Genomic DNA, 23,845 nt, shown 5'->3' with positions numbered 1-23,845 from the left:
CGACACCCGCAACGCCGGCGAAAGGAACGGCGGACGGAGACGCCCTCTCCCGCCGTCCGCCGTCTCACCCCCTGGCGTACTTGTCCGTCGCCTCCACCAGCGCCTGGGTCATGTCCGGCGCGCCCGCGTTGTGGCCCACGTCGTCGACGAGGACCAACTCGCTGCCGGGCCAGGCATGGTGGAGGCGCCAGACGATGCCGAGGAGGTTGCCGGGGTCGAGGCTGCCCTGGACGAGGGTGCCGGGGACACCCTTGAGCAGGGGCGCGTCACGCAGAACGACACCGCTCTCACCACCCTCACCGAGGAAGTGGCCGTTGCTCCAGTAGTGGGTGACGGTTCGGGCGAACCCGTAGCGGAACACGGGGTCCTCGTAGCGCGGCACGGAACGGGGCGGCTCCGCCGCGATGGCCGTCTCCCAGTCGGTCCAGGCCCGCGCCGCCCGCGCCCGGACCTCAGCGTCGGGCGACTCGATCAGCCGGTTGTACGCGGCGGCGAGGTTGCCCTCCCGCTCGCCCTCGGGCAGTTCCGCCAGGAACCGCTCGAACGCCTCCGGGAAGAACTGTCCGAGTCCCCGGGTCAGCAGGGCCACCTCCGCGTCGGAACCCGAGGCGACCCCCGTCAGCACCAGCTCCGACACGGCACTCGGATGCGTCTGCGCGTACCGCAGACCGAGCACCGACCCCCACGACACGCCCCAGACCAGCCAGCGTTCGATCCCTAGGTGCTGTCGCAACAGCTCCAGGTCGGCGAGGAGATGAGGCGTCGTGTTGACGCTCATGTCCGTCTCGTACGCGCTCGCCGGTGGCGTCGAACGCCCGCAGCCCCGCTGGTCGAGCAGCACGATCCGGTACGCGTCGGGGTCGAAGAGCCGCCGGAACCACGGGCCGGCATGGGATCCGGGCCCGCCGTGCAGCACCAGGGCGGGTTTGCCCCGTGGGTTTCCGCAGACTTCCCAGTACACGTGGTTGCCGTCACCGACGTCGAGCATGCCGTGGCCGTACGGTTCGATCTCGGGATGGAGAGGCATTTGCGAGACCCTAGAGGGTGTACCACCGCGTCGGCAGCCCGTTTTTCCGTCGCGCGCCCATGTCCCTCCGGGCGCCTCAAGCGGTCACGCTCAGCCCCGCCGATCCGGCCGCCGTGCGCAGGACGTCCCGGAGCATGGCGGGCGTCAGCCGGCCGGTGAACGTGTTGCGCTGGCTGACGTGGAAGCAGCCGAAGAGATCGAGCCCGTCGAGCGGTACGCGGGTGCCGTGGCCGAAGGCCGGTCGGGGCCGGGGCACCCGCCAGCCGGCCTCGGCGAGCGCGGGCAGCGCGGCCTGCCAGCCGAAGGCGCCGAGGACGAGCACGGCCCGCAGCGACGGGCGCAGCAGCTCCAGCTCACCGACCAGCCACGGCCGGCACGTATCGCGTTCCTCGGGCGTCGGCTTGTTGGCGGGCGGTGCGCAGTGCACGGGTGAGGTGATCCGTACACCGTGGAGTTCCAGGCCGTCGTCGAGGCCGACCGCGGTGCCGCGCGAGGCGAGGCCGACATCGTGCAGTGCCGCGTACAGCACATCGCCCGAGCGGTCACCGGTGAACATCCGGCCGGTGCGGTTCGCCCCGTGCGCGGCGGGGGCGAGCCCGACGATCAGCAGCGCCGCGTCGGGCGGCCCGAAACCGGGCACCGGCCGGCCCCAGTACTCCTGATCGGCGAACGCGGCCCGTTTGGTCCGCGCCACCTCCTCCCGCCAGGCGACCAGCCGGGGGCAGGCACGGCACCCGGTGATCCGGGCGTCGAGCGTGTCAAGACCGCTCCCCCCACCGGACCCCGTGCCCCTGCCGTCCGCGTCCCCGCCGTCACCGCTGCGCATGTCTCCACGGTACGGCCGCTGATCTCCTCCCCGGCCGGCACCGGGGAGCTAAGGTCGAGGCATGGCTTCTGAAGGTACGGGCGAGCAGCCTGGCGGCCCGGGCACCGCGCGCCGGGATCCCGGCGCCGCGGCGGCCGCTGCCGAGGCCGCGCGGCCCACGCACGGCGAGACCGTGCGCATCGACAGCTGGATCTGGTCCGTCCGCTTGGTCAAGACCCGTTCCATGGGCGCGACGGCCTGCCGGGGCGGACACGTCCGCGTCAACGGCGAACGCGTCAAGCCCGCGTACGCGGTGCGCGTGGGCGACGAGGTACGGCTCCGCCAGGCCGGAGGGCATGAACGGATCGTCGTCGTCAAGCGTCTGATCCGTAAGCGGGTCGGCGCGCCCGTCGCCGCCGAGTGCTACGTCGACAACTCACCCCCGCCCCCGCCCCGCGAGGCGATCGCTCCCGCCGGTATCCGCGACCGGGGAGCCGGTCGCCCCACCAAGCGTGATCGCCGGGATCTCGAACGCCTCCGCGGCCTCACCGACTCCGCGAACGCCGCCCGCGGCCGTCGCGAGGAGTGACGGCGGGCCACCTCGCCACTCCCGCACACCGAGCCCGCTCCAGGCAGCGCCGAGGGGCTCCCGAGTCACCACCGGGAGCCCCTCGGCCCTGCCCCGCGCGGCGCGCCCGCGTCTCGGCCCTGCCCCGCGCGGCGCGCCCGCGTCTCGGCGCGGTCACGCCGCCCGTCGCAGCAGCCGCGTCAGTCCGGCCACGTCCTCCCGTCGCCCCCAGGCGATGACGAGCAGCGGAACCATCAGGATCAGCGGGGTCGCCGCGTACTCCCCGTCGAAGACGGCGAGCTGGGTGATGAACGCCCCGACCATCAGCGCGCTCAGCGACACCCCGGCGACCGAGGCCAGCGCGGGGATCACCAGCCCTGCCGCACCGGCCAGTTCGAGCACGCCGATGATGTACATCCCCGCGGTGCCCCAGCCGAGCGTCTCGAAGGACTCGGCGGCCGAGGGGTGCGCGATCAGCTTGGGCAGCGCGCTCGCGACCGCGAAGAAGAGCGCGAGCACGATCTGCAGCACGCCCAGCGAGATACGGGCCCGCCGGCTGCGCGGGCCGCCCTTCGTGCCGGACCCGGAAGCGGACGCCGTGACCGTGGCTGTGGCGGCTCGGGGAGCAGGAGTGGGAGCGGTGGTCTCGGACATGAGGTCTCCTGTGGGAAGCGGTGCCGTCGTGCTTGTCACGGAGTTGGACCGGAGCACGCCCCGGAACTCATCGCTTTCCGCCGGACTTTCACGCCGACGTGCCGATCCCACCCTCCGGCAGGCGTCGTCCCGCCGGCGGCCACCCGCAGGAGCCCTCCCTCACGCCGTCCCTCCGTCGCCCGCTCTCATCCCACCGGTACCGCCCGCACCCATGTGCGGTCCTCGGTGAGATACCGGTCCACCTTCAACCCCGCCTCTGCCAGTACCTCCTCGAACTGCTCCTTCGTCATCGGCCGCACTCGGAACGTCTGGGTCCACTCGCCGTCCGGGAAGTGGTACTCCGCGTGCACGGAGTGGACTCCGTCCCCGACCGGCTCGCTCGACACGATGCGGACCGTGAAGCCACGGGGGTCGATCCGCTCCCGGGGCACGTCCGTGTGGTAGTTCTCCCCCTCGCGTTGGATCAGCACGATGCCGTCGTCCGCGACGTGCCGCAGACAGGTCGCGAGCATCCCGCGCCGCACCTCGGGGTCCCCGGTGTGGACGAGGAACGACGCGAGCAGCACCACATCGAACTTCTCGCCCAGGTCCAGCTCCTCGATGGGGCTGCATATCGTCCGCGCCCCGCGCACCCGCTCCAGCATCTCCGCCGACTCGTCCACGGCCGTGACGGTGAAGCCCCGTTCGAGCAGCGGGTGGGTCATGCGCCCCACGCCGCTGCCCAGTTCGAGAATGCCGGCGCCCGCGGGCGCGGCGGCGGCGATCACCTCCGGCTCGTTCCCCACCGGAAGTCGTGTGTACACCTCGACCGCGCAGCCGTCCGGGGTGATCGCACCCGGTCCGGTCCCCTGATATCCCTCACGCGTCTGCATGCCCATATCCGTCCAACGGCCGGGCGGAGCCGAGCCGTTCCGCTCACCCGTCACTCGATGGGGTGAACCTGAACCAGCCGTGTCCGCTGTACCAGTGACCCCCCGCCCGCAGATGGTCACCGACCGCCCGTTCGAGACGCGTCCGGCGCGGCAGTGTCTCCACCGGCAGGTCCGGGTCACCGAACACGAAGCGGACCGGCACATCGTCCTCCGGTTCACTGGTCCCGCAGGTGACCCGGAACCGCTCCTGGAACCGCACGATGTTGGAGTCCGCCGGCAGATACCGCTTCAGCTGCGGATCGAGCAGCCACGAGTGGCAGCAGCCGGCCGTGTAGCGCTCCGTCGGGAAGTGCCTCGGGAAAAACTCTTCGGCGAGCGCGAGCGACCGGTCGCATGCCTCCGGCGTCAAGGGGCCCGCGTAGTCGGGTATGTGCAGGTCGAGGCAGTGTTCCCCGGGCTCCAGCGCCAGGCCCGCCGCCGCGAGCGCCACGCCCTCCCGGCCGCCCAGCCGTGCCCGCTGGAACTGCAGCCGTCCCAGCTGGAACAGCTCCCCGTGGAAGTGCAGCGAGAACCAGCTCGGCGCCACCAGCCCGCCCACCCCGTACCTCCGGCGGTGCAGCACGAGACCCCGGCCCAGGTCCGCGAGGGTGCGCCGGGAGATGTCCTCGGGGATGCCGCGCTCTCGGTGGTACGCGCGTACGTACGGCAGGGCGGCGACAAGGACGTAGACGTGGAAGTAGCGGCCCAGCGGACCGGACTCCAGCGGGAACGGCCGTAGTCTCAGCCCTTTGCCGATCTTCCCCATGTCCCGTACGAGACCCCGTACGCACCGCTGGAGGAGCCCGGTCGCCTCCTCGTCCTCGGCCAGCGTCCGGCGCACCGCGACCAGGTCGTTGACGTCCTCGTACGGCACGGCCAGGTCCAGCAGGACGTCGGGGAGCTCATCGGCGTCCGGCAGCCACACCTCGGGCGCGCCCGGCGTCTGCCCTTCGTCCTCCAGCCCCTTGAGCCATTCGGCGAGCCTCTCGTCCGCCTGCGACGCATCCCACAGCACCTTCGGCCTCCCCCGTCACTCCACACCGTCTTCTGGAGAACGCACGGGCCGAAGAGTACGTTTCCGAGTAGGACGACGAAAACGAACCGGACGAGGGGCGTCAGGAGGACGAGAAGGGCGAAAGGGGCGGACGGGAGCGAGCGGGAGCGGTGGTCCTGCCCGGTGAGGAGCGGTGGTTCTGATGCGTACGGGCAGTGAACCGAGAACGGCGCGCAGCCCGCTGCGGATGCGGCTCTGGCTGAGCGTGTGGGGTGTGATCTGGGCGATCACGGGGACCGTGGCCTTCGCGCTCGTCGGCCGCCCCGGCTGGGCGGCCGCCTGTGGGGCGGTGCTTCTGATCGCGGCCGTCGACATCGTGGTGATCGTGCACCATATGCACCAGGGGGCGCACTACCAGCCGGGCCGTGACGTCCCGCCGTACCAGCCGCCGGACCCGCGCCACCCGTAGCGGGCGGGCGGATCCTGCGGTTGCGGTTGGTCGAAGGCTCTCAGGAATCGAACCGTGCCGCTTCCAGGTACTGCGGGTTCGGGTCGAGCGCCGCGGCCAGCCGGAAGTGGCGTTTGGCCTGATCGGGGCGGGCCTGCCGCTGGTAGGTGCGGGCGAGCGCGTAGTGCGCGTAGGCGTTGTCCGGCTCGCGCTCCAGGACGATCGTGAACTCCAGTTCGGCCGGCCGCAGTTGCGCGGCGGCGAAGAAGGCGCGGGCGCGCAACAGACGGGCCGCCGTGTTCTCGGGGTGTTCGGCGATGACTCGGTCGAGCAGCTTGACCGCGCCCTGCGGGTCGTTCGCGGTGAGGAGCCGCTCGGCCGCGCGAAAGTCGATGACGTGCGTCTCCGGGGTACGTCCGGTGGAACCGCTGGTCTCGGGCACGGCTGAGTCCTTCCCTTGCTGCGACGGTTCAACGCCCCCTGGGGGTCCGCTATTCCTGTGCTTCTTCGGACCGCTCCCGGGATTGGTGCGCCCGGTGCTCCAGGTCGGCCCAGACGTCCCGGACACGGCGCCGCAGGTCTTCCAGGGGTACGTCGTTGCCGATGACGATGTCGGCGATCTCCAGGCGCTTCTCGCGCGTGGCCTGGGCGGCCATCCGCGCGCGGGCGTCCTCCTCCGTCATGCCCCGCAGGCGGACGAGGCGGTCGAGCTGCGTCTCGGGGGGCGCGTCCACGACGATCACCAGGTCGTACAGCGGGGCGAGGCCGTTCTCGGTGAGGAGCGGGACGTCGTGGACGACGACCGCGTCCGGCGCGGCGGCCTGCTCCAGCTGGCGGGAGCGGGCGCCGACCAGGGGGTGCACGATCGCGTTCAGCGTGGCGAGCTTCTCCGGGTCGGTGAACACCAGGGAGCCCAGCTTCGGGCGGTCCAGGCTGCCGTCCGGCGCGAGCACCTCCTCGCCGAAGGCCTCCACGACCGCCGCGAGCCCCGGTGTGCCGGGGGCGACGACCTCGCGCGCGATCCGGTCCGCGTCGATCAGTACGGCACCGCGCTCCACGAGCAGCCGGGACACCTCGCTCTTGCCGGCGCCGATACCGCCGGTGAGACCCACTTTCAGCATGCCCGGCAGCTTAGTGCTCGGAAGCCGCGCACAGGGTTGTGGGAGGCCCGGTCGGACCGGGGCCTCCCACAACCCTGGAGGAGGGAGAGCGAGAGGGGGGCGCCCCCACAGGCGGGCGTCAGCCCTCGCCCTCCCGCTCCGCCAGGAACTTCTCGAACTCAAGGCCGATCTCGTCGGCGGAGGGGATCTCGACGGGTTCGGCGAGCATGTTGCCCCGGGTCTCGGCACCCGCGGCGGCGTCGTACTGGTGCTCAAGGCCCTGCACGAGGGCGACCAGCTCCTCGTCGCCCTCACGGATCTGCCGGTCGATCTCCGTCTGCGTGCGGTGGGCCTCCGTGCGCAGGGCGTGCGCCACGCTCGGCAGGACCAGGCCGGTGGCCGCGGTGACGGCCTCCAGGACGGTCAGGGCGGCGTCCGGGTAGGGCGAGCGGGCGATGTAGTGCGGGACGTGCGCGGCGACGCCCAGCACGTCATGGCCGGCCTCCATGAGGCGGTACTCCAGGAGGGACTCGGCGCTGCCGGGCACCTGGGCCTCCTCGAAGGGGCTGCGGTGTCCGGGGACCAGCTCGGCCCGGTTGCCGTGCGGGGTGAGGCCGACGGGCCGGGTGTGGGGCACGCCCATCGGGATGCCGTGGAAGTTCACCGAGAGGCGGACGCCGAGGCGCTCCACGATCTGCTGGACGGCCGCCGCGAAGCGCTCCCACTCCACGTCCGGCTCGGGGCCCGACAGCAGCAGGAAGGGCGCCCCGGTGGCGTCCTGGACGAGCCGCACCTCCAGGCTCGGCTCCTCGTAGTCGGTCCAGCGGTCGCGCTTGAACGTCAGCAACGGGCGCCGCGCCCGGTAGTCCACGAGCCGGTCGTGGTCGAAGCGGGCGACGACCTGGTGGGGCAGCGAGCCGAGGAGCCGGTCGACGATCTGGTCGCCGGTCTCGCCCGCGTCGATGTATCCGTCGAAGTGGTAGAGCATGACAAGTCCCGCCGACTCCTGGGCCAGCGCCATGTCGACGACTGCCAGGCCCTTCGGCTCCCATGCGTACAAACCCTGCGGATCAAGCACTGTGACCGCTCCTCCTCGTGTTCGTACGTCCCAACGCCTCACGCGGGCCTGGCATTCCCGAAGCACGTTCGACGAGCGCGGTCGGTACACACACGTCGGGCCCGCACCCCCGAGGGGGTACGGGCCCGACGTGTTATCGGCTATGCCTCAGCGGTGAGCGGTCAGCTCTGGCCGCCGGCCAGCTTCTCGCGCAGGGCGGCGAGCGCCTCGTCCGAGGCCAGCGCACCGGAGGTGTCCGCACCCTCGGAGGAGTACGAACCGCCACCCGCGGCCGGAGCCGCACCGGCGGCGTCGCCGCCCTCGGCGGCAGCGGCGGCGTCGGCCTCGCGGCTCTTGATGACCTGCTGCTGGTGCTGCTCGAAGCGGGTCTGCGCCTCGGCGTACTGGCGCTCCCACTCCTCGCGCTGCTTCTCGTAGCCCTCGAGCCAGTCGTTGGTCTCGGGGTCGAAGCCCTCGGGGTAGATGTAGTTGCCCTGGTCGTCGTAGGACGCGGCCATGCCGTACAGGGTCGGGTCGAACTCGACCGAGGCCGGGTCGGCACCGAAGGACTCGTTGGCCTGCTTCAGCGAGAGGCTGATGCGACGACGCTCGAGGTCGATGTCGATGACCTTGACGAAGATCTCGTCGTTGACCTGGACGACCTGCTCCGGGATCTCCACGTGGCGCTCGGCCAGCTCGGAGATGTGCACCAGACCCTCGATGCCCTCGTCCACGCGGACGAACGCACCGAACGGAACCAGCTTCGTGACCTTGCCGGGCACGACCTGGCCGATCTGGTGGGTGCGGGCGAACTGCTGCCACGGGTCTTCCTGGGTCGCCTTCAGCGACAGGGAGACGCGCTCGCGGTCCATGTCGACGTCGAGGACCTCGACCGTGACCTCCTGGCCGACCTCGACGACCTCGGAGGGGTGGTCGATGTGCTTCCAGGACAGCTCGGAGACGTGGACCAGACCGTCGACGCCACCCAGGTCCACGAAGGCACCGAAGTTGACGATCGAGGAGACCACACCGGAGCGGACCTGACCCTTCTGGAGGGTCGTGAGGAACGTCTGGCGGACCTCGGACTGGGTCTGCTCCAGCCAGGCGCGGCGGGACAGGACCACGTTGTTGCGGTTCTTGTCCAGCTCGATGATCTTCGCCTCGAGCTCCTTGCCCACGTAGGGCTGGAGGTCGCGGACGCGGCGCATCTCGACGAGAGAGGCCGGGAGGAAGCCGCGGAGGCCGATGTCGAGGATGAGACCACCCTTGACGACCTCGATGACGGTACCGGTGACGATCCCGTCCTCTTCCTTGATCTTCTCGATGGTGCCCCAGGCACGCTCGTACTGGGCGCGCTTCTTCGAGAGGATCAGGCGGCCTTCCTTGTCCTCCTTCTGGAGGACCAGGGCCTCGATCTCGTCACCGACGGCGACGACCTCGTTCGGGTCGACATCGTGCTTGATCGAGAGCTCGCGGCTCGGGATAACGCCTTCGGTCTTGTAACCGATGTCGAGCAGGACCTCGTCCCGGTCGACCTTCACGATGACGCCGTCGACGATGTCGCCGTCGTTGAAGTACTTGATCGTCTCGTCGATCGCGGCGAGGAAGGCTTCCTCGTTACCGATGTCGTTGACCGCTACCTGCGGGGTGGTGGCGGTGGTCTCGGTGCTGCTCGTCATGTGGGAAAGGGCTCCGGTACGGACATTGAAGTCGTAGGCACTGCTTACGCCGGGAGCCCGTTTCGCTCTGCAGAAGCCGGACAGCCAAGGAAGCGCCACACGAATACCACTGGTGGCGCCTCGACAACCGAGGGGACATACAACAGATGCGAGCGCAGCCTGCTACGTCTGAGGTGCGCAGGCCCGCAGCGCAACTTGTAGCATACGGGGGCAGCCAGGCAGGGTCAATGCGCGAAGGCGCACCACCCGGGGCGGAACGCCGCATACCCGGCACAAATCCTGTCCCCTGAGGCCACGCAGGCCTGAGACACACCTTCCGTGACTCGATTCTGAGGCCCTCGCGCCACTCGGGTTACGGAAGAGTACGACGAGGGAGCCGATCATCCAAGAGCGCGATGTCCACGAAACCTCCACCGCCCCCGCGGCCGCCGATGCCGACGAGCCCGAGGCCACCCGGCGCGAGGCCGGGGTCGCGGAGAGCTCCCGGGCCAACCGGGGCTGGTGGGACCGGAACGCGGACGACTACCAGACCGAGCACGGCACGTTTCTCGGCGACGACCGTTTCGTCTGGGGCCCGGAGGGGCTCGACGAGATCGAGGCGGAGTTGCTCGGGCCGCCGGAGGAGCTGAAGGGCAAGGACGTCCTGGAGATCGGCGCCGGGGCCGCGCAGTGCTCCCGCTGGCTCGCCGCGCAGGGGGCCCGGCCGGTGGCCCTGGACCTCTCGCACCGTCAGCTCCAGCACGCCCTGCGGATCGGCGGATCGTTCCCTCTGGTGTGCGCCGACGCGGGCGACCTGCCCTTCGCCGACGCCTCCTTCGACCTGGCGTGCTCGGCGTACGGGGCGCTGCCCTTCGTCGCGGACCCCGTGCGGGTGCTGCGGGAGGTCCGCCGCGTCCTGCGGCCCGGGGGCCGTTTCGTCTTCTCGGTGACTCACCCGATCCGCTGGGCGTTCCCGGACGAGCCCGGCCCCGAGGGTCTGTCCGTGTCCGCGTCCTACTTCGACCGCACGCCGTACGTCGAGCAGGACGAGGAGGGCCGGGCCGTGTACGTGGAGCACCACAGGACGCTCGGCGACCGCGTCCGGGACATCGTCGCGGCGGACCTCCGCCTGGTGGACCTGGTCGAGCCGGAGTGGCCCGCCTGGAACACCTCGGAGTGGGGCGGCTGGTCGCCGCTGCGCGGGAACCTGATCCCGGGCACCGCGATCTTCGTGTGCGCACGGGACTGAGGCACACAGCCGCCGGTCCGGCTCGCCCGTGGGGCGTTGCGGCGGACGTACGACACTGAGAGGCGTGATCCGTTACGACGCTCTGGACGCGCTGCCCGTGCGCGGTGCCCTGCCCGGTCTGAACGACGCCCTCGACGGGCACGGCGCCGCCGTTCTCGTCGCGCCGCCCGGCACGGGCAAGACGACGCTGGTGCCGCCGGCGCTGGCCGGGCTGCTGGACGGCGGGCCGGCTCGGCGGGTGGTCGTCGCCGAGCCGCGGCGGATCGCCGCGCGGGCGGCGGCGCGGCGGATGGCGTGGCTGCTGGGCGAGGAGGTCGGCGAGAGCGTCGGCTACACGGTGCGCGGCGAGCGGGTGGTGGGACGGCGCACGCGCGTGGAGGTCGTCACGACCGGTGTGCTGGTGCAGCGGTTGCAGCGGGACCAGGAACTCGCCGGGGTCGACGTGGTGGTGCTCGACGAGTGCCACGAGCGGCATCTGGACGCGGACACGGTGGCGGCGTTCCTGCTGGACGTGCGGGAGGCCCTGCGGCCCGGGCTGCGGCTGGTGGCGGCGTCGGCGACGACGGACGCGGAGGGCTGGGCGCGGCTGCTGGGCGGCGCGCCGGTGGTGGTGGCGGAGGGGGTGTCGTACCCCGTCGAGGTGGTGTGGGCGCCGCCGCCGCGTCCGGTGCGGCCGCCGCACGGGACGCGGGTCGATCCGGCGCTGCTGACGCATGTGGCCTCGGTGGTACGGCGGGCGCTCGCCGAACGGCCGGGGGATGTGCTGTGTTTTCTGCCGGGCGTGGGCGAGATCGCGCGCGTGGCCGGGCAACTGGGCGGTCTCGACGGCGTCGACGTCCTCCAGGTGCACGGGCGGGCGCCGACGGCCGTCCAGGACGCGGTGCTGGCCGGTGGCCGGCGGCGGCGGGTGGTGCTGGCGACGGCGGTGGCGGAGTCGTCGCTGACGGTTCCCGGGGTCCGGGTGGTCGTGGACTGCGGGCTGGCCCGGGAGCCGCGGGTCGACCACGCGCGCGGGCTCAGCGCCCTGACGACCGTACGGGCGTCGCAGGCGGCCGGGCGGCAGCGGGCGGGGCGGGCCGGGCGGGAGGCGCCGGGGGCGGTGTACCGGTGCTGGGCGGAGGCCGAGGACGGCCGACTTCCCCGGTTCCCGGCGCCGGAGATCAAGGTGGCCGACCTCACCGCGTTCGCCCTTCAGGCGGCCTGCTGGGGCGATCCGGCGGCATCCGGTCTCGCGCTGCTGGACCCGCCGCCCAGCGGGGCGATGGCGGCGGCGCGCGGTGTGCTGTCGGCGATCGGCGCGGTGGACGCCGCCGGGCGGGCCACGTCGCGCGGTGCGCGCATGGCGCGGCTGGGCCTGCATCCCCGGCTGGGGCGGGCGCTCCTGGACGCGGCGCCCCTGGTGGGGGCTGACCGGGCCGCGGAGGTCGTGGCGCTGCTGAGCGAGGAGCCGCCACGGGAGTACGGCGATGATCTTCTGGCGGCCCTGCGGGCGGCCCGGCGCGGGGGTGACGCCTACGCCGGCCGCTGGCGTGCGGAGGTACGACGTCTGCGGGCGGCGGCACCCCCTCCGCCGCCGGACGCGTCCCATGCGTCCCGCCCGCAGTCGGCCGGCGACCGTCACGCGCCGACCGCCGACTCGGACGAGCGGCTCGTGGGGACCGTGGTGGCGCTGGCCTTTCCCGAGCGGGTCGCGAAGGCGGTCCAGGGAGCCCATCTCATGGTCAACGGGACTCGGGCGCAGCTCGGAGAGGGGTCCGGTTTGCGGAACGCCCGGTGGCTGGCCGTGGCCGTGGCGGACCGGCCGGTGGGTGCCGGGCACGCGCGCGTGCGGCTCGGGGCCGTCGTCGACGAGGAGGTGGCGCGCTCGGCGGCCGCCGCCCTGCACAGCGAGGACGAGGAGGTGCGCTGGAGCGACGGCGATGTCGTGGCGCGGCGGGTGGAGCGGCTGGGGGCCGTGGAGTTGGCGGTGCGGCCGCTCCGGGACGTCGAGCCCCGTCTCGTGAGGGCGGCGTTGCTGGAGGGGCTGCGCAGTGAGGGGCTGGGACTGCTGCGGTGGTCGCCGGGCGCCGAGTCGCTGCGGCAGCGGCTCGCCTTTGTGCACGCGCGTCTCGGCGCGCCCTGGCCCGATGTCGCCGACAGCGCCCTCCTCGCGCGGGCGGACGAATGGCTGGAGCCCGAGGTGAGCCGCGCCCTGCGGAGGGCGGATCTCGGGCGGATCGACGCCGGGGAGGCGCTGGGCCGGCTGCTGCCGTGGGCCACGGGGGACGCCGTGCGGCTGGACGAGCTCGCGCCCGAGCGGATCGAGGTGCCGAGCGGGTCGCGGATACGCGTCGACTACACGCGGCCCGAGCAGCCGGTGCTGGCGGTGAAGCTGCAGGAGATGTTCGGGCTCCGGGAGTCGCCCGTGCTCGCCGGGGTGCCGGTGCTCGTTCATCTGCTGTCCCCCGCCGGGCGGCCCGCCGCCGTCACCGCCGATCTCGCCTCGTTCTGGAAGGACGGGTACCGGGCCGTCCGGGCGGAGCTGCGCGGCCGGTATCCCAGGCATCCGTGGCCGGAGGACCCGGCGACGGCCGAGCCGACCCGGTTCACGAACGCGCGGCTCAGGCGGTGACCGGCTCGGAGCTGAGGGGTTCCTCGGCCTCGGTTCCGCCCGGCCTGCGGCCGCGGGCCTCGACGTGGAGGGCGAGGGCGAGGAGCAGGACGCCCAGGCCCAGGAAGCCCCAGGGCAGGTAGGAGGTCATGAGGAGGACGACGACGCGCTGGGATCTGACCAGGTCGACGGTGTGTCGGATGTAGTCCTCGCGCATCTTCACGTGGCCGGCGAACGCGGTCACCTTCTCCCGGTCGCCGAGGAGGGTGCCGCCGCGGAGTTCCTCCTTGTGGATCTCCTCGCCGTACACGGGGGCCCCGGTGACCGGCTCCACCCAGAACCTGCGGACCGTGGTGTACCAGCGGGTCGTGCCGGTCTTCGCGACCGTCTCCCGGGTGATGCCCTCGACGGGCATGGTCCGGGGGAAGGGGACCTTGGTCCAGGGGATGGTCTGCTCGAAGTAGTAGACCTCCACGCCGCGGAAGTCCTGGGTGCCCTTGTAGTGGATGGGGGCGGTGGTGCGTGCCTGGGCGTCGAAGTACTCGTAGTCCCGGCGTTCGGTGAGGAACGGCCATTTGAATTCCAGGCCCTCGCGGCGGACGGGGTCGCCGTCGACCATCTCGCCCCTGGCGTGGACGGGTTCCTGGGTGTGGGCGTCGAAGATGTAGCGCTCGGGGATCCTGGAGACCATCTCGCCGTCGGGGCCCTGGACGTAGGACAGGCCGTCCCAGACGACCACGTCGCGGCCCGCTGTCTTCTCTATCCTCGCGGAGGCCTCCACGTTGCCCTTGAGGGTCTGCACGATGGTGACGCGCGGTACCTTGCGCTCGGTCATCGTGCCGTAGTCGAGGAGGGTGGCGTCCTTCGCGACGAGGACCATGTCCTGGTAATGGTCGGCGGGGATCTTGGCCAGGCGCGGGAAGGCGTACCAGCGGGTCAGCGGGGACAGCGCGGCGAAGAACACGGCGAGCGCGAGCAGGATCAGAGCGGCCCTGCGGTGCATCTCGGCCTCCCTCCCGGGCGGTTGTGGATGTGCGGCCTCCGTCGGCCGTTCGGCTCAGGGGTGCGGGGGCACCGTCGTCAGCAGGGGTTTCGGGGACGTCTCCCCCGTGGGGGTGCCGAGCGCCGTCAACACGAGGACCAGCGCGAACGCCAGGGCGAGACCGCTCGCGGCGGCGATCAGGGCGCGCATCCGGACCTCCCGACGGGCGGGCCCGCTCTCAGCGGGATCTGATACATCGTCAGGTTCGGCACGGTAGCAACGGCCGGGCGAGATGAGAACAGGTCGCGCACACAACGACGGCGCCCCTCCCGAGGGAAGGGCGCCGTCGTGGCCGTACGCGCGGTGGCTACTGCTGGGCGCCGGGGTCCGCCGAGGCGGACTCCGTGGGGGCCGCCTCCACCTTCAGTTCGACCGTCAGGGTCGCGCCGCCCTCGGTCTCGATACGGAGCAGGAAGGTGCCCGTGGCGTCGTCCGCGTACAGCTCCGGCAGCGTGAGCAGGCCGTTCTCGTCGGTCTGCAGGGCCGTCAGGGTGCGGAGCGGCTTGCCGTCGGCGGGGTTCTTGAAGTAGGGGCCCTTGTCGTTCTCGGAGAGGTCGGTGAGCGACTTGACGAGGGTCGCCCTGACCGCGACCTTGTCGGCGACGGCTCCCTTGTAGGTGGCCTTCACCGCGACCCGTTCGGCGAACTCGCCGTTCGGTACGCAGGTCAGCGCGGTGGTCGTGGTGCGGGCGAGGGCGTCGGCCTGGCGCGCGGTGACCGTCGCCGTGTAGTCGAGGGCGGCCACGGTGCGGCCCACGACGGTGGCGCGGACCGTGACGGCGCCGGTCTTCTCGCCGGCCACGAGCGCGGGGGCGGTGGCCTTGCCGGTGCTGTCGGTGACGATGGTGGCGATCTTCTCGCCGCCGGTGAAGGTGGTGTCGGTGTCGCCGACGACGGTGAAGCGGACCCGTACCTTCGCCACGGCCTTGCCCGCCTTGGTCTCGGTGCGGGCGGCGATCCGGTCGGTGAAGGTGTCGCCGGCCGTCGCGGTGAGCTTCGCCGGGCCCGCCGCCTCCAGGTGGTGCACCGTGTCGGTGTTGGTGGGCGGCTTGGTCGGCGGGGCGGGCGGGGTCGTGTGCGGTGGGGTGGTCGGCGTGGAGCCGCCGCCGGGCTTGTCCTTGCCGGGCTTGTCCTTGTTCGGCGGGGTCGGGCGGGGGCTGGGCTTCGAGTTGCCCGAGCCGCCCTTGTTCCCGCTGTTCCCGTTGCCGTCGCTCGGCGTGCGGGGCAGCGAGCCGGTGCCGTCGGGGATCTCGTGGGTGCCCTTGCGGTAGTACTCCAGCCACGACATGACGGTGTTGTAGTAGGCCGTCGAGTTGTTGTAGCTGAGGATCGCGCTGCGCAGGTTCGCGTCGTTGGACAGGTCCCAGTTGAACCGGCACAGGTAGTGGCCGGCGGCGAGGGCGGCGTCGTAGATGTTGTTCGGGTCCTCGGCGCCGTCGCTGTTGCCGTCGCGGCCCGCCCACTCCCAGGTGGAGGGGATGAACTGCATGGGGCCGACCGCGCGGTCGTGCGTGGCGTCGCCGTCGTACGCGCCGTTGTCGGTGTCGCTGATGTTCGCGAAGCCGTTGCCGTTGAGCTGAGGGCCGAGGATCTTCCCGATCGTCGTGCCGTTCGCGTCGACGCGGCCGCCGCGGGCCTGGCCCGACTCGACCTTGCCGATGGCGGCGAGCAGTTGCCAGGGCAGGTTGCAGCCCGGCTTGGAGTCGCGCAGGGACGCCTCGGCCTTCTTGTAGGCGTCGAGGACGGTCGCGGGGATGCCCCGCTCGCCGGCGCCGACCGCACCCGCACCGTCGCCGCCCGTGCCGGGTGACGGGTTGGGGCTGTCGAGGGGCGGGAGGTCCGTGTAGTAGCGCCCGTCGCCCGACGCGGTGTCCTCGGAGTAGGTGGTCGCTTCGGGCGAGGGTGACCCGGTGGTCTGTCTGCCGGCGCTGTCGGTGGTCACTCCCGGGGCCTGCGAGGCGGCCAGTGCCGCTACCGTGGCCGCGGCCAGGGCGGTGGTAGCCGCCCCCTTGCGGAGCCTCATTCCGAACTGCGCCGCCATTGAGTGAACCCTCCCCGGTGGTCGATCGCCTTGGCGTTCTTCCCTTTTGACACTGTCTCGGGCACCTTCTCCGGATTTTCCCCGGATCAGTTTCCCGCTCTGCTACACCGACTCCGGACTTCCGGATTTGGTTGCCCTGTTCCGCCATTTCCTTGTCCGGTTCCTCCGCAGCCTCCACGCGCACCGGCGCGTCGGCCCAGGCGACCCTACGACAACTTCCGTCGCCCGGACACCCGTTCGTGCCCGGTTTCCACCGGATGCCCTTATCGGTTCGCTGTCACGCGGGGCGCACGCCGGGGTCGGCCACCTCGCGCATACTGACGGCCGGTGATCGCGGGACCGGCCACTGCGGGGGTCCGCCGCGCGAACGCCGCACGAACAACGCCACAGAATCCGCACCAGGGGGACGAATTGCCTTTCACGCTGAGTCATGCGGCAGCCGTGCTGCCCGCCTTGCACCGGGACGGGAGCGCGCGCGGACGACTCGTACCCTCGGTGCTCGTCGCCGGTTCGTTCGCACCCGATCTGACCTATTACGCGGCGAGTGTGCTGCCCGAGGCAATGGAATTCGGCGACGTCACCCACTCCTTCGGCGGTGTCTTCACCGTCGACGTGCTGTTCACCTGGGCGCTGGTGGGACTGTGGCTGGTGCTCCGTGAGCCGCTCGTCGCGCTGCTGCCGAGCCGTCGGCGGGCGCGGGTGGCCTCGCTGGTGCGGTGCGGTGCGGGGGTACGGCGGGTGAGGCCGTCGCTGGTGCTGTGGTGGTACGTCTCGGCGGTGCTCGGTGCGCTCACCCATGTCGTCTGGGACGCGTTCACGCATCTGGACCGGTGGGGGATGCGGCTGTTCCCGGTACTGGGCGAGGAGATCGCCGGTTCGCCGCTGTACTGGTACCTCCAGTACGGCGGTTCGGCGGTCGCGGCGGTCGTGATCGCCGTGTTCCTCACGCTGGCGCTGCGCCGGCAGCCGGCGGTCGAGCCCGTCGGCGTGCCGGTGCTCTCATCGGCCGACCGGTGGGTGGCGGGCGCCGTGATCGGGGGGTGCGCGCTGATCGCGACGGCGCAGCGGGTGGCCCGTTGGTGGGCGTACTGGGGTTCTGTCGCCAAGCCGTACGAGGTGATCCCGACGGTGTGTTTCGGGGCCGGGGCCGGGCTGGTGCTGGGCGTGGTGCTGTACGGCGTGGGTGTCAGGATCCGGCGCCCGGCTCCCGCCGCGGTGATCGCAGCCGACGCGGGGGCGGACAGCTCGGTCCGCCGCTGAGCACCGGCCGGCGCGCGGGGGCGCCGCGCGGGATGCGGGGTCTGACCGCGCCGGGGGCGTACGGCGGGACGTGGCCGAGCAGCGCCGGCAGGGGATGGGTGAGCCGCCAGGGGAGCAGCGTCTGTGCCGAGCTGCGGGGCGCCCACGGGAAGTGGGGCTGCGCCCTGGAAAGGCGGGTGAGCGCCTGTGGCAGGCGGCCGGCAGCTGTCGCGGTACGGCGGCGGAGCGTGCGTATGCCCATGCGGGCATCCTCACGTCACGGTTCGACGCCGGGCGCCTTGGCGGGGGCCAGGCGGGTGATACCGGGCAGGGCCGTGGGCGGGGGTAGGGCAAGGGCCATCGCCCTGGAGAAGCGCCGTCGCGGCGGGCCATGGGGCTGCGGCGGGCAAGAGGCCCCTGGGCGAGGAGGCGAGCTCCGAGGGGGATGCCGGCCCGCTCGGGGCGTGGGCTCCGGAAGCAGCGCCCGTCGCGGTGGGGTGCGCAGGCGGTGAAGAGGACCTGTCCCCCTCGAGGCGGGCACTGGCCCGGCGGCCGCCCGGCTCGCCCCCACGCGGCCGGGCGGCCCCCCTCACGCAGGAGCGTTGTCGCGGCGGTTCTCCTGAGGAGGGCCGTCCGGCTCGTCGGCCGTCGTGGAGGGGCCCGGTGTGGGAGTCGGGCCCCTCTCGTGGTGGTCAGTGGGCCGCCGACTCCCAGTCCGGGCCGTGGCCCACCGAGACGTCCAAGGGGGCGCGGAGGTGGACCGCGTTGGACATCTCGTGGCGGACCAGTTCCTCCGCGCGGGCGCGCTCGCCGGGGGCGATCTCCAGGACGATTTCGTCGTGGACCTGGAGGAGCATGCGGGAGGCGAGGCCGGCGTCCTCCAGGGCGCGGCCCACATTCAGCATGGCGATCTTGACGATGTCCGCGGCGGTGCCCTGGATCGGCGCGTTCAGCGCCATCCGCTCCGCCGCCTCACGGCGCTGACGGTTGTCGCTGTTCAGGTCGGGCAGATAGCGGCGGCGGCCGAAGAGCGTCGCCGTGTAGCCCGTCGCACGCGCCTCGTCGACCGCCCGGCGCAGATAGTCCCGGACACCCCCGAAGCGCTCGAAGTAGGCGTCCATCAGGGCGCGGGCCTCGCCCGCCTCGATGTTCAGCTGCTGGGAGAGACCGAACGCCGACAGACCGTACGCCAGGCCGTACGACATCGCCTTGATCTTGCGGCGCATCTCGGCGTCGACGGCGCCGGGCTCGACCCCGAACACCTGGGCCGCGGCCGTGGTGTGCAGGTCCTCGCCGGAGGTGAATGCCTCGATGAGGCCCTCGTCCTCGGAGAGGTGGGCCATCACGCGCAGCTCGATCTGGCTGTAGTCGGCCGTCATCAGCGACTCGAAGCCCTCGCCGACGACGAAGCCGCGGCGGATCGCCCGGCCCTCGTCGGTGCGGACCGGGATGTTCTGCAGGTTCGGGTCGACCGAGGACAGGCGGCCCGTGGCGGCGACCGTCTGGTTGAAGGTGGTGTGGATACGGCCGTCCGTCGCGATGGTCTTGATCAGGCCCTCGACGGTGACGCGGAGCTTCGCCTGCTCGCGGTGGCGGAGCATGATGACCGGCAGTTCGTTGTCGGTCTGGGTGGCGAGCCAGGCCAGGGCGTCGGCGTCGGTGGTGTACCCCGTCTTGGTGCGCTTGGTCCTGGGCAGGGCCAGCTCACCGAAGAGGACCTCCTGGAGCTGCTTGGGCGAGCCCAGGTTGAACTCGTGCCCGGCCGCCGCGTGCGCCTCCTTCACCGCCTGCTGCACGGCGCCCGCGAACATCTGCTCCATGGCTTCGAGGTGGGCGCGGTCCGCGGCGATGCCGTGGCGCTCCATGCGGGCCAGCAGCGCCGACGTCGGCAGCTCCACGTCCCGCAGCAGCTCGGCGGCGCCGACCTCCTCCAGGCGCCGGCCGAAGGCCTCGCCCAGGTCGAGGATGGCGCGGGCCTGCACCATGAGGGCCTCGGCCTCGGCGCCGTCGTCCGCGCCGAACGCCAGCTGGCCGTCGGCGGTGGCGGCGGGGGCCAGCTCCCGGCCGAGGTACTCCAGGGACAGCGCGTCCAGGTCGAAGGAGCGGCGGCCCGGCTTGACCAGGTACGCGGCGAGGGCGGTGTCCATGGTGACGCCCTCGATGGTCCAGCCGTGCTCCGCGAAGACCCGCATCGCACCCTTGGCGTTGTGGAACACCTTGGGCGTCTCGGGGTCGGCGAGCCAGGCCGCCCACGCGGTCTCGTCCGACTCGTCGAGCTGGGTCGGGTCGAACCAGGCGGCCGCTCCCCCTGCGGCGGCGAGCGCGATCTCGGTGACCGAGCCGGTACCGAGCGCCCAGGCGTCGACGGTGGCGACGCCGAGGATCTCCGTGCCGTGCTCGGCGAGCCAGCCGGTCAGCTCGCCGGAGCCGAGGACCGTGCCGTCCACCGCGACGCCCTGGGCGGGCGGCTGCCCGGCGTCGGCCTCCTCCGCCCCCGGGTCGACGGCCAGCAGCCGCTCGCGCAGCGACGGGTTGCGGATCTCCAGGGTGTCCAGGACCATCGCGACGGCCTTGCGGTCGTACGGGGCCCGCTCCAGGTCGGCGACCGTCCTCGGCAGGTCGACCGTGCGCACCATCTCGGTGAGGCGGCGGTTGAGCTTGACGGCCTCCAGATGGTCGCGGAGGTTCTGGCCGGCCTTGCCCTTGACCTCCTCGACGCGCTCGACCAGCTCCGCGAACGAACCGAACTGGTTGATCCACTTCGCGGCGGTCTTCTCACCGACGCCGGGGATGCCGGGAAGGTTGTCCGACGGGTCGCCGCGCAGGGCCGCGAAGTCCGGGTACTGGGCGGGGGTCAGGCCGTACTTCTCGAACACCTTGTCCGGGGTGAACCGGGTCAGCTCCGAGACGCCCTTGGTCGGGTAGAGCACGGTGGTGTGCTCGGAGACCAGCTGGAAGGAGTCACGGTCACCGGTGACGACGAGGACCTCGAAGCCCTCCGCCTCGGCCTGGGTGGCGAGGGTGGCGATGATGTCGTCGGCCTCGTAGCCGTCGACGGCGAAGCGCGCGGCGTGCATGGCGTCGAGCAGCTCGCCGATCAGCTCGACCTGGCCCTTGAACTCGTCGGGGGTCTTCGAGCGGTTCGCCTTGTACTCCGTGAACTCCTCGGAGCGCCAGGTCTTGCGGGAGACGTCGAACGCCACGGCGAAGTGCGTGGGCGCCTCGTCGCGCAGCGTGTTCGCCAGCATCGACGCGAAGCCGTAGATCGCGTTCGTCGGCTGGCCCGTCGCGGTCGTGAAGTTCTCCGCGGGGAGCGCGAAGAACGCGCGGTAGGCCAGCGAATGCCCGTCCATGAGCATGAGCCGTGGACGGCTGCCGCCGGAGGTCGTGTCGGTCTTCTTCGATGCTGTCTCTGCCACGCACCCGATCCTGCCACGTGCCACTGACACTCGGACCACGCCCGCTGCCCGCCCCCACAGGCCCGGGCCCCGTCCCGGACTCCGGTCGCGGCGGATCGTCGTCGCGCACCGACGCTCGATCGCGGCAGATGACACGTGCGAGGATCAAAGACGTACCTCCACGCCCGACAGCACACGTACGCGAATGGGGAGCAGCGATGGCCGGCAAGGCGCCCAAGAGTGATCCGGTTCAGGACGCGCCGCAGGTCGCGCAGCCGAAGCATGCGGCGGCGGGACTTCCCGCCATCGGGCACACCCTGCGGATCGCGCAGCAGCAGATGGGGGTGAAGCGGACGGCGCTGACGCTGCTGCGGGTCAATCAGAAGGACGGCTTCGACTGCCCCGGCTGCGCCTGGCCGGAGCCGGAGCACCGGCACACGGCGGAGTTCTGTGAGAACGGCGCGAAGGCGGTCGCGGAGGAGGCCACCCTGCGCCGGGTCACCCCGGAGTTCTTCGCCGCGCACACCGTGGCCGACCTGGCCACCCGCAGCGGCTACTGGCTGGGCCAGCAGGGCCGGCTCACCCACCCCGTGTACCTCCCCGAAGGGGGTGACCGGTACGAGCCGGTGTCCTGGGAGCGGGCCTTCGACATCATCGCCGAGGAGCTGAACGCCCTCGACTCCCCCGACGAGGCACTCTTCTACACCTCCGGGCGCACCAGCAACGAGGCCGCGTTCCTGTACCAGCTGTTCGCCCGCGAGTTCGGCACGAACAACCTGCCGGACTGTTCCAACATGTGCCACGAGTCGTCGGGCTCCGCGCTGACCGAGACGATCGGCATCGGCAAGGGCAGCGTCCTGCTGGAGGACCTGTACAAGGCCGACCTGATCGTCGTCGCCGGGCAGAACCCGGGCACGAACCACCCGCGCATGCTGTCCGCGCTGGAGAAGGCGAAGGCGGGCGGCGCGCGGATCATCACGGTCAATCCGCTGCCCGAGGCGGGCCTGGAGCGGTTCAAGAACCCGCAGACCCCGCAGGGCATGCTCAAGGGCGCCGCGCTCACCGACCTGTTCCTGCAGATCCGCATCGGCGGCGACCAGGCCCTGTTCCGCCTCCTCAACAAGCTGATCCTTCAGACGGAGGGCGCGGTCGACGAGGAGTTCGTGCGCGAGCACACGCACGGCTTCGAGGAGTTCGCCGAGGCGGCCCGCGCCGCCGACTGGGAGGAGACGCTCACCGCGACCGGCCTGGCGCGGGAGCAGATCGACGAGGCGCTGCGCATGGTCCTCGCCTCGAAGCGCACGATCGTCTGCTGGGCCATGGGCCTGACGCAGCACAAGCACGCGGTGCCCACCATCCGCGAGGTGGTCAACTTCCTGCTGCTGCGCGGCAACATCGGCCGCCCCGGCGCGGGCGTGTGCCCGGTGCGCGGCCACTCCAACGTGCAGGGCGACCGCACGATGGGGATCTTCGAGCGGCCCGCCCCGGCGTTCCTGGACGCCCTGGAGAAGGAGTTCGGGTTCGCGCCGCCCAGGGAGCACGGGTACGACGTCGTACGGGCCATCAGGGCCATGCGCGACGACAAGGCGAAGGTGTTCTTCGCGATGGGCGGCAACTTCGTGTCGGCGTCCCCCGACACGGAGGTCACGGAAGCGGCGATGCGCCGGGCCCGGCTGACGGTGCACGTGTCGACGAAGCTGAACCGCTCGCACGCGGTCACGGGCGCGCGGGCGCTGATCCTGCCCACCCTCGGCCGCACCGAGCGTGATCTGCAGGGCAGCGGCGAGCAGTTCGTGACCGTCGAGGACTCCATGGGCATGGTGCATGCCTCACGCGGCCGTCTGGAACCCGCGAGCAGGCATCTGCTGTCCGAGCCGGCCATCGTGTGCCGCCTCGCCCGCCGTGTCCTCGGCGAGGACAGCCGCACACCGTGGGAGGAGTTCGAGAAGGACTACGCGACGATCCGCGACCGCATCGCGCGCGTGGTGCCCGGTTTCGAGGACTTCAACGCGCGCGTGGCCGACCCGAACGGCTTCGCGCTGCCGCACGCCCCGCGCGACGAGCGCCGCTTCCCCACGGCCACCGGCAAGGCCAACTTCACCGCCGCGCCGGTCGAGTTCCCGGAGCTGCCGGAGGGCCGCCTGCTGCTGCAGACCCTGCGCTCGCACGACCAGTACAACACCACCATCTACGGCCTGGACGACCGCTACCGGGGCATCACGAACGGCCGCCGGGTCGTCCTCGTCAACCCCGAGGACGCCGCCGGGCTGAAGGTCGCCGACGGCGCCTACGTGGACCTGGTGAGCGAGTGGAAGGACGGCGTCGAGCGCCGGGCGCCCGGATTCCGGGTCGTGCACTATCCGACGGCCCGCGGCTGCGCCGCCGCCTACTACCCCGAGACCAACGTCCTGGTGCCGCTGGACGCCACCGCGGACACCAGCAACACCCCGGCCAGCAAGTCCGTCGTGGTCCGTCTGGAACAATCGGCCACCGACTGAGCGTTTGCTCAGCGAGTCAGGCCGGTATACGACCGCCGACGGCGCACGGCGGTCGACGACGAACGGAGCCCCATGGGCGAGCAGCACCACGTCACGTTCCCGCAAGAGGTCATCGACGAGTACGCGGCACTCGGCGTCGACCTGGTCGCGATGTTCTCCGCGGGGCACCTGGGCACCCGCATGGGCGTGCAGATCGTGGAGGCGTCCGCGGACCGCGTCGTCGGCACCATGCCCGTCGAGGGCAACACCCAGCCGTACGGTCTGCTGCACGGAGGCGCGTCCGCCGTCCTCGCCGAGACCCTCGGCTCGGTCGGTTCCATGCTGCACGCGGGCAGCTCCAAGATCGCCGTGGGTGTGGACCTGAACTGCACCCACCACCGCGGCGTACGGTCCGGGCTGGTCACCGGCGTGGCCACGCCCCTGCACCGGGGGCGCACCACGGCCACGTACGAGATCGTCATCAGCGACGAGGCGGGCAAGCGGGTGTGCACGGCCCGGCTGACCTGTCTGCTGCGCGATGTCACGCCGGCCGGCGCCGAGCGGGCGACGGGGATCTGACGCCTCCG

At 72.0% G+C, this 23,845-nt stretch carries 20 protein-coding genes; 7 read left to right on the top strand and 13 right to left on the bottom strand.

The window, feature by feature from the left end; all coding sequences use genetic code 11:
* Positions 1 to 64: 64 nt before the first annotated feature.
* Positions 65 to 1,027 carry a prolyl aminopeptidase gene (gene pip, locus ACZ43N_RS08985; RefSeq protein ID WP_468096083.1) on the bottom strand — a complete coding sequence of 321 codons (963 nt, stop codon included), beginning with the start codon at positions 1,025 to 1,027 and terminating at the stop codon, positions 65 to 67.
* Positions 1,028 to 1,103: 76 nt separating this feature from the next.
* The gene (locus ACZ43N_RS08980) at positions 1,104 to 1,853 is read right to left on the bottom strand and encodes a uracil-DNA glycosylase (RefSeq protein WP_468096082.1); all 750 of its coding nucleotides are present in this window, start codon (positions 1,851 to 1,853) and stop codon (positions 1,104 to 1,106) included.
* Between the two features lie 61 nt (positions 1,854 to 1,914).
* Here ACZ43N_RS08980 and ACZ43N_RS08975 point away from each other — a divergent pair, with 61 nt between their 5' ends.
* On the top strand, positions 1,915 to 2,421 hold the full coding sequence (locus tag ACZ43N_RS08975) for an RNA-binding S4 domain-containing protein (RefSeq protein ID WP_468096081.1): 507 nt from the start codon (positions 1,915 to 1,917) through the stop codon (positions 2,419 to 2,421).
* A gap of 153 nt (positions 2,422 to 2,574) precedes the next feature.
* Here the strand turns inward: ACZ43N_RS08975 and ACZ43N_RS08970 are convergent, their stop codons facing one another.
* The 3 genes from ACZ43N_RS08970 to ACZ43N_RS08960 all read right to left on the bottom strand — a co-directional run bounded on the left by ACZ43N_RS08970 (position 2,575) and on the right by ACZ43N_RS08960 (position 4,980).
* Entirely contained in the window at positions 2,575 to 3,054 is a 480-nt protein-coding gene (locus tag ACZ43N_RS08970; protein ID WP_468096080.1) for a DoxX family protein, read from the bottom strand.
* A gap of 185 nt (positions 3,055 to 3,239) precedes the next feature.
* Positions 3,240 to 3,932, bottom strand: a complete 693-nt coding sequence (locus tag ACZ43N_RS08965; protein WP_468096079.1) for a class I SAM-dependent methyltransferase — start codon at positions 3,930 to 3,932, stop codon at positions 3,240 to 3,242.
* A gap of 37 nt (positions 3,933 to 3,969) precedes the next feature.
* Complete coding sequence (locus ACZ43N_RS08960; protein WP_468096077.1) at positions 3,970 to 4,980, bottom strand: acyltransferase domain-containing protein; 1,011 nt, start codon at positions 4,978 to 4,980, stop codon at positions 3,970 to 3,972.
* Positions 4,981 to 5,161: 181 nt separating this feature from the next.
* Here ACZ43N_RS08960 and ACZ43N_RS08955 point away from each other — a divergent pair, with 181 nt between their 5' ends.
* Positions 5,162 to 5,428 carry a DUF6343 family protein gene (locus tag ACZ43N_RS08955; RefSeq protein ID WP_468096076.1) on the top strand — a complete coding sequence of 89 codons (267 nt, stop codon included), beginning with the start codon at positions 5,162 to 5,164 and terminating at the stop codon, positions 5,426 to 5,428.
* Between the two features lie 40 nt (positions 5,429 to 5,468).
* Here the strand turns inward: ACZ43N_RS08955 and ACZ43N_RS08950 are convergent, their stop codons facing one another.
* From ACZ43N_RS08950 to rpsA, 4 genes are all read right to left on the bottom strand, one after another.
* Positions 5,469 to 5,849 (bottom strand): tetratricopeptide repeat protein, encoded by a 381-nt coding sequence (locus tag ACZ43N_RS08950; protein ID WP_055539514.1) that lies wholly within the window; start codon positions 5,847 to 5,849, stop codon positions 5,469 to 5,471.
* Positions 5,850 to 5,898: 49 nt separating this feature from the next.
* Entirely contained in the window at positions 5,899 to 6,528 is a 630-nt protein-coding gene (gene coaE / locus ACZ43N_RS08945) for a dephospho-CoA kinase (protein WP_468096074.1), read from the bottom strand.
* A 118-nt stretch (positions 6,529 to 6,646) separates the two neighbouring features.
* Positions 6,647 to 7,585: a PAC2 family protein gene (locus ACZ43N_RS08940; protein ID WP_468096072.1), complete on the bottom strand. Its 939-nt coding sequence runs from the start codon at positions 7,583 to 7,585 to the stop codon at positions 6,647 to 6,649.
* A gap of 161 nt (positions 7,586 to 7,746) precedes the next feature.
* The gene (rpsA, locus tag ACZ43N_RS08935; RefSeq protein ID WP_031166273.1) at positions 7,747 to 9,243 is read right to left on the bottom strand and encodes a 30S ribosomal protein S1; all 1,497 of its coding nucleotides are present in this window, start codon (positions 9,241 to 9,243) and stop codon (positions 7,747 to 7,749) included.
* Positions 9,244 to 9,622: 379 nt separating this feature from the next.
* Between rpsA and ACZ43N_RS08930 the strand changes: the two genes are divergently transcribed.
* On the top strand, positions 9,623 to 10,471 hold the full coding sequence (locus ACZ43N_RS08930) for a class I SAM-dependent methyltransferase (protein ID WP_468096466.1): 849 nt from the start codon (positions 9,623 to 9,625) through the stop codon (positions 10,469 to 10,471).
* Between the two features lie 64 nt (positions 10,472 to 10,535).
* Positions 10,536 to 13,082: an ATP-dependent helicase HrpB gene (gene hrpB, locus ACZ43N_RS08925; protein WP_468096070.1), complete on the top strand. Its 2,547-nt coding sequence runs from the start codon at positions 10,536 to 10,538 to the stop codon at positions 13,080 to 13,082.
* On the opposite strand, the gene pgfA is transcribed toward hrpB, so the two are convergent.
* The 3 genes from pgfA to ACZ43N_RS08910 all read right to left on the bottom strand — a co-directional run bounded on the left by pgfA (position 13,072) and on the right by ACZ43N_RS08910 (position 16,144).
* A complete protein-coding gene (pgfA, locus tag ACZ43N_RS08920) occupies positions 13,072 to 14,064 on the bottom strand; it encodes a cell envelope lipid trafficking protein PgfA (protein WP_468096068.1) in 993 nt (330 codons plus the stop codon). The genes hrpB and pgfA overlap by 11 nt on opposite strands.
* 54 nt (positions 14,065 to 14,118) lie before the next feature.
* A complete protein-coding gene (locus ACZ43N_RS08915; protein WP_468096067.1) occupies positions 14,119 to 14,253 on the bottom strand; it encodes an SPW_0924 family protein in 135 nt (44 codons plus the stop codon).
* Between the two features lie 157 nt (positions 14,254 to 14,410).
* Entirely contained in the window at positions 14,411 to 16,144 is a 1,734-nt protein-coding gene (locus ACZ43N_RS08910; RefSeq protein WP_468096065.1) for a lytic transglycosylase domain-containing protein, read from the bottom strand.
* Positions 16,145 to 16,555: 411 nt separating this feature from the next.
* Here ACZ43N_RS08910 and ACZ43N_RS08905 point away from each other — a divergent pair, with 411 nt between their 5' ends.
* On the top strand, positions 16,556 to 17,404 hold the full coding sequence (locus ACZ43N_RS08905; protein ID WP_468096064.1) for a DUF4184 family protein: 849 nt from the start codon (positions 16,556 to 16,558) through the stop codon (positions 17,402 to 17,404).
* A gap of 671 nt (positions 17,405 to 18,075) precedes the next feature.
* Here the strand turns inward: ACZ43N_RS08905 and polA are convergent.
* Positions 18,076 to 20,802 (bottom strand): DNA polymerase I, encoded by a 2,727-nt coding sequence (gene polA / locus ACZ43N_RS08900; RefSeq protein ID WP_468096063.1) that lies wholly within the window; start codon positions 20,800 to 20,802, stop codon positions 18,076 to 18,078.
* Positions 20,803 to 20,999: 197 nt separating this feature from the next.
* On the opposite strand from polA, the gene ACZ43N_RS08895 reads away from it, so the two are divergent.
* Both ACZ43N_RS08895 and ACZ43N_RS08890 read left to right on the top strand, forming a co-directional pair.
* Positions 21,000 to 23,279 carry an FdhF/YdeP family oxidoreductase gene (locus tag ACZ43N_RS08895; protein ID WP_468096061.1) on the top strand — a complete coding sequence of 760 codons (2,280 nt, stop codon included), beginning with the start codon at positions 21,000 to 21,002 and terminating at the stop codon, positions 23,277 to 23,279.
* 72 nt (positions 23,280 to 23,351) lie between these two features.
* Positions 23,352 to 23,837 carry a hotdog fold thioesterase gene (locus ACZ43N_RS08890; protein WP_468096060.1) on the top strand — a complete coding sequence of 162 codons (486 nt, stop codon included), beginning with the start codon at positions 23,352 to 23,354 and terminating at the stop codon, positions 23,835 to 23,837.
* The last annotated feature ends 8 nt before the right edge of the window (positions 23,838 to 23,845 follow it).

Source organism: Streptomyces sp. NPDC030814, assembly GCF_055572155.1.
Note: the sequence above shows the minus strand (reverse complement) of the source record. Positions and strands in the feature narration are given on the sequence as shown.

Coding starts and splice junctions, on each gene's coding strand:
- pip (WP_468096083.1), bottom strand. CDS start 1,027: ATGCCTCTCCATCCCGAGATCGAACCGTACGGCCACGGCATGCTCGAC.
- ACZ43N_RS08980 (WP_468096082.1), bottom strand. CDS start 1,853: ATGCGCAGCGGTGACGGCGGGGACGCGGACGGCAGGGGCACGGGGTCC.
- ACZ43N_RS08975 (WP_468096081.1), top strand. CDS start 1,915: ATGGCTTCTGAAGGTACGGGCGAGCAGCCTGGCGGCCCGGGCACCGCG.
- ACZ43N_RS08970 (WP_468096080.1), bottom strand. CDS start 3,054: ATGTCCGAGACCACCGCTCCCACTCCTGCTCCCCGAGCCGCCACAGCC.
- ACZ43N_RS08965 (WP_468096079.1), bottom strand. CDS start 3,932: ATGGGCATGCAGACGCGTGAGGGATATCAGGGGACCGGACCGGGTGCG.
- ACZ43N_RS08955 (WP_468096076.1), top strand. CDS start 5,162: ATGCGTACGGGCAGTGAACCGAGAACGGCGCGCAGCCCGCTGCGGATG.
- coaE (WP_468096074.1), bottom strand. CDS start 6,528: ATGCTGAAAGTGGGTCTCACCGGCGGTATCGGCGCCGGCAAGAGCGAG.
- rpsA (WP_031166273.1), bottom strand. CDS start 9,243: ATGACGAGCAGCACCGAGACCACCGCCACCACCCCGCAGGTAGCGGTC.
- pgfA (WP_468096068.1), bottom strand. CDS start 14,064: ATGCACCGCAGGGCCGCTCTGATCCTGCTCGCGCTCGCCGTGTTCTTC.
- ACZ43N_RS08915 (WP_468096067.1), bottom strand. CDS start 14,253: ATGCGCGCCCTGATCGCCGCCGCGAGCGGTCTCGCCCTGGCGTTCGCG.
- ACZ43N_RS08910 (WP_468096065.1), bottom strand. CDS start 16,144: ATGGCGGCGCAGTTCGGAATGAGGCTCCGCAAGGGGGCGGCTACCACC.
- ACZ43N_RS08895 (WP_468096061.1), top strand. CDS start 21,000: ATGGCCGGCAAGGCGCCCAAGAGTGATCCGGTTCAGGACGCGCCGCAG.
- ACZ43N_RS08890 (WP_468096060.1), top strand. CDS start 23,352: ATGGGCGAGCAGCACCACGTCACGTTCCCGCAAGAGGTCATCGACGAG.